The sequence below is a fragment of the Moorena sp. SIO3E8 genome (assembly GCF_010692445.1).
Taxonomy (GTDB): Bacteria; Cyanobacteriota; Cyanobacteriia; order Cyanobacteriales; family Coleofasciculaceae; genus Moorena; species Moorena bouillonii.
In genome coordinates this window covers 1-1,386 of sequence record NZ_JAAHHM010000356.1, presented here as the reverse complement: position 1 = coordinate 1,386, position 1,386 = coordinate 1, and the positions used below count along the sequence as shown (strand labels likewise).

General features: G+C 46.0%; 1 protein-coding gene. It reads left to right on the top strand.

The annotated features are described in order from the left end of the window. Positions 1-134 precede the first annotated feature (134 nt). Positions 135-1,298: an NB-ARC domain-containing protein gene (locus F6K46_RS39750; protein WP_293069013.1), complete on the top strand. Its 1,164-nt coding sequence runs from the start codon at positions 135-137 to the stop codon at positions 1,296-1,298. Positions 1,299-1,386 lie beyond the last annotated feature (88 nt).

Here is a 1,386-nt window from a genome sequence, read left to right as displayed (position 1 = left end):
GAACTAGTTCCTTTTTTTGAGAAGACATCATGCCCTCAGCTGGTTCACTGTTACCGTGCTCATTGCATCCTCAAGGGATGGGGGTTAGGCATAGCCTAGTTGTGAAGAGTGTAATCGGATGAGCTGAGCATCGAGTGGGTCAGCGGTTCATCCTTCTGTTTCACCATTATCCGCAGCTGCTCAAGCATTTCTACCGCGCTGCACTAGAGTTCAAGGAGCAGGTAAGATACTGCTGGAGACATTGGCCAGAAGGAACAGTATTGATCGTGCTGGATGATGTCGCTTCTTTCAGCAATGACTACAAACAGAGAATTAAACCTTATTTGCCTCCAGCTGAATCCCGGTTCAAAGTACTGGTCACCAGTCGTCAGCGTCCAGGGGCTTCTTACCGACGAATTGACTTGGATGTACTATCCCGAGAAGCAGGATTAGAATTATTACGTCAGCTTGTTGGAAAAGAGCGCATTGACAAGGAACTAACCGAAGCAGAAGCGTTATGTGAATGGTTGGGGTATTTGCCTTTGGGTTTGGAGTTAGTCGGACGATATCTTGATGAACATCCGACTCTGAAAGTAACAGAAGTCCAGGATCAATTGAAGGATAAGCGGTTAGAAGCACAGGCTTTGTGTGAACAACCATCAGAAGATATGACTGCCGAGTTGGGAGTAGCAGCGGCCTTTGAGTTGACCTGGTCAACTCTTTCAGAAGAAGCAAAGCACCTGGGGTGTCTGCTGAGTTTATTTGCTGCTGCTACCTTTGACTGGACCTTAGTGGAGCAGTGCGTACAAATACACGAGTCTCGCCAAGGTCTCAAAACATGGATACGGAAGTGTTTTCAACGACTATCTCGAAAACGTGCTCATAATCTAAGAGCTTCGGAGTTGTGGGAAATACGCGATCGCTTTCTGCTCAATCGTAATCTGTTGCAACTGACTGAACAGAAAACCTATCGACTCCATCAACTAATTCGAGAATTTTTCCAGACCAAGCTGGCTGAATTACCAGAGGCTGATAGCTACAAGCAAAGCTTTTGTCAGGCAATGGTGGCTAAGGCAAAAGAAATTCCTGATAGACCAACTCTAGAAATCATTGCAGTAGTTACCCCCGCCATCCCTCATTTAGCCGAAGCTGCCACAGTACTAACTGACTGGCTCAGGGATGAAGATTCACCATTGCCCTTTTTTGGCTTAGGAAGATTCTATAAAGGTCAAGGTATCTATGACCAGGCTGAACTGTGGTATGAGCAATGTTTAGAGATAACTAGTGCAGCGCGGCAGAAATACTTGAGCAGCTGCTGATAATGGTAAAATAGAAGGATGAACTGCTTACCTACTCGATGCTCAGCTTACCCTATTGTACTCTTCACAACTTGTGCTATGCCTGACC